The organism is uncultured Gemella sp., from assembly GCF_963519265.1.
Lineage (GTDB): Bacteria > Bacillota > Bacilli > Staphylococcales > Gemellaceae > Gemella.
In genome coordinates this window covers 1-5,051 of the sequence record NZ_CAUQNQ010000090.1, presented here as the reverse complement: position 1 = coordinate 5,051, position 5,051 = coordinate 1, and the positions used below count along the sequence as shown (strand labels likewise).

Annotated in this window: 5 protein-coding genes; 2 read left to right on the top strand and 3 right to left on the bottom strand. The window is 28.6% G+C overall.

The annotated features are described in order from the left end of the window. Nucleotides 1-190: 190 nt before the first annotated feature. A complete protein-coding gene (locus RWN11_RS07070) occupies nucleotides 191-1,141 on the bottom strand; it encodes a PIN domain-containing protein (protein WP_314161044.1) in 951 nt (316 codons plus the stop codon). Nucleotides 1,142-1,499: 358 nt separating this feature from the next. On the opposite strand from RWN11_RS07070, the gene RWN11_RS07065 reads away from it, so the two are divergent. Both RWN11_RS07065 and RWN11_RS07060 read left to right on the top strand, forming a co-directional pair. Then, nucleotides 1,500-2,339, top strand: a complete 840-nt coding sequence (locus RWN11_RS07065; protein WP_314161045.1) for a UPF0236 family transposase-like protein — start codon at nucleotides 1,500-1,502, stop codon at nucleotides 2,337-2,339. Between the two features lie 120 nt (nucleotides 2,340-2,459). Next, on the top strand, nucleotides 2,460-2,717 hold the full coding sequence (locus RWN11_RS07060) for a hypothetical protein (protein WP_314161043.1): 258 nt from the start codon (nucleotides 2,460-2,462) through the stop codon (nucleotides 2,715-2,717). A 291-nt stretch (nucleotides 2,718-3,008) separates the two neighbouring features. Here RWN11_RS07060 and RWN11_RS07055 read toward each other — a convergent pair whose 3' ends face one another. Together RWN11_RS07055 and RWN11_RS07050 are read right to left on the bottom strand one after the other, a co-directional pair. Continuing rightward, nucleotides 3,009-3,773: a class I SAM-dependent methyltransferase gene (locus RWN11_RS07055; RefSeq protein ID WP_314161042.1), complete on the bottom strand. Its 765-nt coding sequence runs from the start codon at nucleotides 3,771-3,773 to the stop codon at nucleotides 3,009-3,011. A gap of 61 nt (nucleotides 3,774-3,834) precedes the next feature. Continuing rightward, complete coding sequence (locus tag RWN11_RS07050; RefSeq protein WP_314161041.1) at nucleotides 3,835-4,452, bottom strand: SAP domain-containing protein; 618 nt, start codon at nucleotides 4,450-4,452, stop codon at nucleotides 3,835-3,837. Nucleotides 4,453-5,051: the final 599 nt, after the last annotated feature.

Sequence of the window (5,051 nt, the reverse complement as noted above, 5' to 3'; positions counted from 1 at the left end):
ACTCTTAATATTAGTTCAAGTTGTTATACAAAGTAATCTTATACTCTCTCCTCTTACATACATCTTGACACATTTTATTTTAAATTCATAACTATAACGCATAATAATATCCCTTCCACTGATTTGTTTAGTAAAAAAGGGGGGAACATATCATTGTTGCAAAACTTCTTTTAAAAAAATATAATTGGGGTTATATTCTTAACAACATGTTTTTCACTTCTATAACTTTTTCATTATGAATTAAATCTGAATCTAAATCGGATAATATTTCTGTATAAAATTCATTAACATCCTTATCACCTATAATTAAACTCACTTGATTGTTATTAATCGCAGATTCACACAATTCTTCAATCTGGATATTAGACCAACTGCTATACTTATTCAGCTTATCAATTATTTTATGTGTACTATTAAAACTATTACTTAATTTTAATTTTTCTATTAATTCTAGTTTTTCACGTTCAGTTTGTAAATCGATATCCTTCACGTGTTCCTTTAAAAAATCTACTAAGTTAGTATAAAATTTTATACTTGATTTTTTTTTTGCATTCCACTCTTTTTCTAAAAAAGGATTAATTTTTTTTTCATCAATAATCGAACGATAATCACTATCCGCACTTATTATATATAAGTCCTCACCATTTGGGATATTTTTAAGTAGCGCTTCCCAGATTATGGCATCTCCGTATTTGTTGTCTTTTCCTGGGGGATTCCCTATTTTATATCTCTTATATCCTAGGTCTATTACTTCCTCACAATCAATATAATCAGCACCTTCAAAAAATTCCAATATCGTCTTATCTGCAGGTAGATTTTCTTCAGCAATATCTTTTTCAATATCTTTCTTCCAATCTTCAAAGTTAGAGTGAAGTTCATTCATCTGCTTTATAAAAGATTTATATTGTTTATACTCTTTTGTAAATACTGGAAATTTAGGCAGGTCCAAAGAAAATTTCTTCATTGAGTTTTTTAGTTTATTTTCTCTATTTCTAATAATTTCATATTTAATCTGTTTAGGTATAGCCAACTTAATTGTCTCTCCTAAATGAGACTTTAATTTTTTAAATTTAGATAAATCATCATTGGTAAAATCATATAGCGAAAGCCAAATATTAGTATCAATAAATAAATTTTTCATTATTTTCTCCTTTGATTAGATTGATTCCTTTTATTATACTAAAAAGTCTCCTTATTGTCTAAAAATTCAGTGGTTAACGATATAGTAAAATTATTATGGAAAAGGTAAAAAAAAAGAATAAATTCCTTTAAACTATAAATTGCGACACTTACAGAAAGGAATTTATTGATATGAACATTATAACACAAATCTTTATCAAAAACATTGAAAATACTCTAAAAATTTTTTCAGAGTATATCTTATCTTTCATCACCACGCATGTAAACAGAAGTCTAAGATATACAAATTCTAAAATATCTTTGTCCGATTTATTCTCAATCCCTAATATAGTTGTCATGGATTCTATCATAAAAACGTCATCCTTACTCTTGAAAAATTAGATGAGGATTACTTCAACTCTCCTCAACGAAAGGATTTATACTACCCTAAAGGTACTTATTCTCGAACTATCATCACTTTATTTGGAGAAGTTACTTTTAAAAGACGTGCTTATGTCGATAAAAATGGTAAAAATCATTTTTACTACTTAGATTCTCTCCTTAATATTTCTCCTAGTGTTGTTTTCGATAATGATGTTATTAATAAACTTCTCTTCCTTGCCGAGAAACATACTTCTTATTCTATTATCGGTCAAATACTTGGACAATATATTTTTAAGAGTGATTTCTCTACAGATAAAGAAAAATATATTTCTCGCGCTATTATCGCTAACTATATTAAACGTTCCAATATTAATACCGTCTTCCCTCTTAAACAACATAAGGTTAAAGACATTTTTATTGAACTTGATGAACATTATATTTCTATTCAAAAACCTAAGAAGTCTCCTTATCCCGTCAAAAAACAAATGATCAAAGCTGCTAAAATCTACTCTTATCGTATAAAAAACGAATATACTGATAGATTCATTATCCTTGATGAATTGGAGAACATTTCTAAATTTAGAGATAGGATATATGAGTATGTCTATCGTACATATGATCTTGATTATGTCGAGAATATTTATATTCTTTGTGATGGGGCTAATTGGATTAAAGCTACTCGTTATATATTAGATACTACTAAAACTCATTATGTACTTGATAAATTCCATGCAACGCAGGCTCTACAGCGTATTACTACGTACTCTAATATGGATAAATATGAATTAGCTAAACAATTTATTGAATCTGATAACCACATATCATTTAAACTGTGACTTGAGATTTTTTCTGAAAAATTTCTAGATAGAAGAGAAATCATTGAGGAAAGAAGAAAGTATATTTTAGACAATTAGGTTCCTCTACAACGATTATTAAAGACTAAGGCTAGTTGTTCTATGGAAGGTTATATTTCACATTCTTTAGCTAATATATTTACATCTCAACCTAAAGGATTTAGTAAGCCTATATTAGCGAAAAGATTGGCTTTACGTGCACTATATCTGAATAGTTTTGATGATAAACAAATATTCATAAATCTTATGGACAGTATCCAAACTGTCAACACTTTCACAAATCTAAATTTCTCTATCTTAAATGATAGGTATAAAGGCGATACTTATAAAGTAAATCTTAACATAAATTTCACAGTTTAATCGCTTCGCGGAGATTCTGAAAAAAACTTTTTTTTATTTTTCATCGTAATTTAATTTTTTGGAATTTATTTTCCGTAATAATTTGACTTTAACTTTTATATTTTTAAAATTTGGTCTAATTTCTATCGCACACTCATCTCAAAAATTTCATATAAATCTCATTTTTTTCCTTAATCAACTTTCTTTATCCTATTATACTATGTTATTTGTAATTTACAAATCATAAAAAATATAGAGTAAACATTCTTATCATGAATAAAATTCACAATTTTTTTTTACTTTTCCTTACCATTATAGTTTAATGCAAAGTGTAGCTATATAGTCGTTTCCATAATGTGATAATCTATGTCTTTTGTCACACGATTCATAAAAATCTATCATAGCAAGACCATTTTTAAGTTGTCCTCGAATCTGAGTTTCTAAGGTATGGCTAAATTCATATCCATATTCTGGATTTATAGTTATCTTGCCTTCCTCTTCAAGCTCTTTTGAATTAAAAGGGATTGAAAATTTTAGATGTAATTCCTCATCAGGTTTGTCCCATACAATGTCAGCATCGTACATGTATATCCAAGGATTCATGAATCCGACCATTAACAATCCACCCTTTTTCAATACTCGAGAGGCTTCTTTATACATGTTTTCTAAATCTTCTATATATACATTTGAAACTGGATTAAAAATAATATCAAAAGTTTCATTTTCAAATGGAAATGGTTTTGTCATATCACCTTGAACTGTGTTGATTTTTAATCCTTCTCTTTTAGCAACCATATCGTCTCTTTGCAATTGTGATTTAGAAAAATCCATTATGGTTACATCATAACCTTTTACAGCAAAAACTGGGCCTTGCTGACCACCACCACAAGCTAAACCTAATATCTTTTTTCCGTTTGCTTTTTCAAACCATTCTTTTGGAACTTTTTTCCCAACAGTTAATGCAACAGAAATTGGATTATTTCTAGCTTCTTCTAATTCTTCATGTGTCAATGGCTCAGTATAGGCATTTTTTACATTATTCCATCTATCTTCATTTAATTTTATATAATCGTTCATCTTATAATCTCCTCGTAATTTTTCAAATATGAGCTATCGTTAAAAAGTATCCGATATATTTTTATTTGCGGTACTCCTCTAATTTGAATCCATATTCATTTAGAAGTTGTTTTGAATAAATCTTTTCATTCTTTGATTCTCTAACTTCTTTCCAAAGGATAGCCGCAACTTTTAACTTGTTAGAATAATTATTGCTGTGTTCATCTGCACAAAAATCTTTTAGAAATTGATTCCACTGACAAGTCGAATTATCATACTTTGCATAATCTGATTCTCCATAATATATTTTTATCATATCTTGAATTGTAAATTCTTTATCGTTATCACTTTTTACTTTTCTCCAAGCCGTTGCCATATCAGAATTAAATTTAAACGGGCTAACTCCTGTTACAGCTGAAAAATAATCTCTAAATTTTTGGTTAAAGGAAAAACCACATTCTAGCAATGGTGTATTTAAAGATATTACTTCGACATGTTTTTTGTTTACTTTTCTTGTAGACTTTTCTATTCTATTTCCCTTGAAATATTGTTCAATAATATAGTTCAATTCTTTCTTTGTACATCTATACTCTAGTCCAAGAGACTTACATATTTGTGAAAGTTCTTCTCGATACCAATAGTACTTGTTAAATTCCTCAAATGATTCTATATCTTTAAAACTAGGTCTAATTTCTATCACACGCTCACCTCCAAAACTTAAATTATATATTTCCCTCTTAATCAACTTAATTTATTTTATTATACAATACTCCTTAGATTTCGTAAATTAAAATAAAGACTTACTCCAAGTTACCGATATCCTTTAACGATAGCCTTAGAGTAAGCCTTTATTTTCTATACTTCATTTATTCACTAGTTTTAACTTTTGACATTAATACTACACACTCATCGATTCACTGTTACCTCGTCACTACCGCTCTACGACAACTATCTTATAAAGCATTCGTAATTAATAGCTTCGGTCTACGCCCTTGTCATTAAAACGACTGCTTCAACATGGCTCGGTTCTCCAACAAGTACCGTATTTCATATCCACTGTACACAGGAATGGTAGCGCAACTATTTTCCACCTTAAAATGGTTATGTCGAAACGATACCAATAAAAAACTGCAACTTACTAGTTGCAGTTAAACACAGATTCACTTCTGTTACTTCTAAAAATTTACTAAAGTTAAATTTGGAGTACCAGAGGGATTGAAATATTCTCTTTCTAATCTATAGAAATGCCTATTCTGTTCGAGTTTCAGCTAAATATATTCCCCATTCAGCTAATTCTAT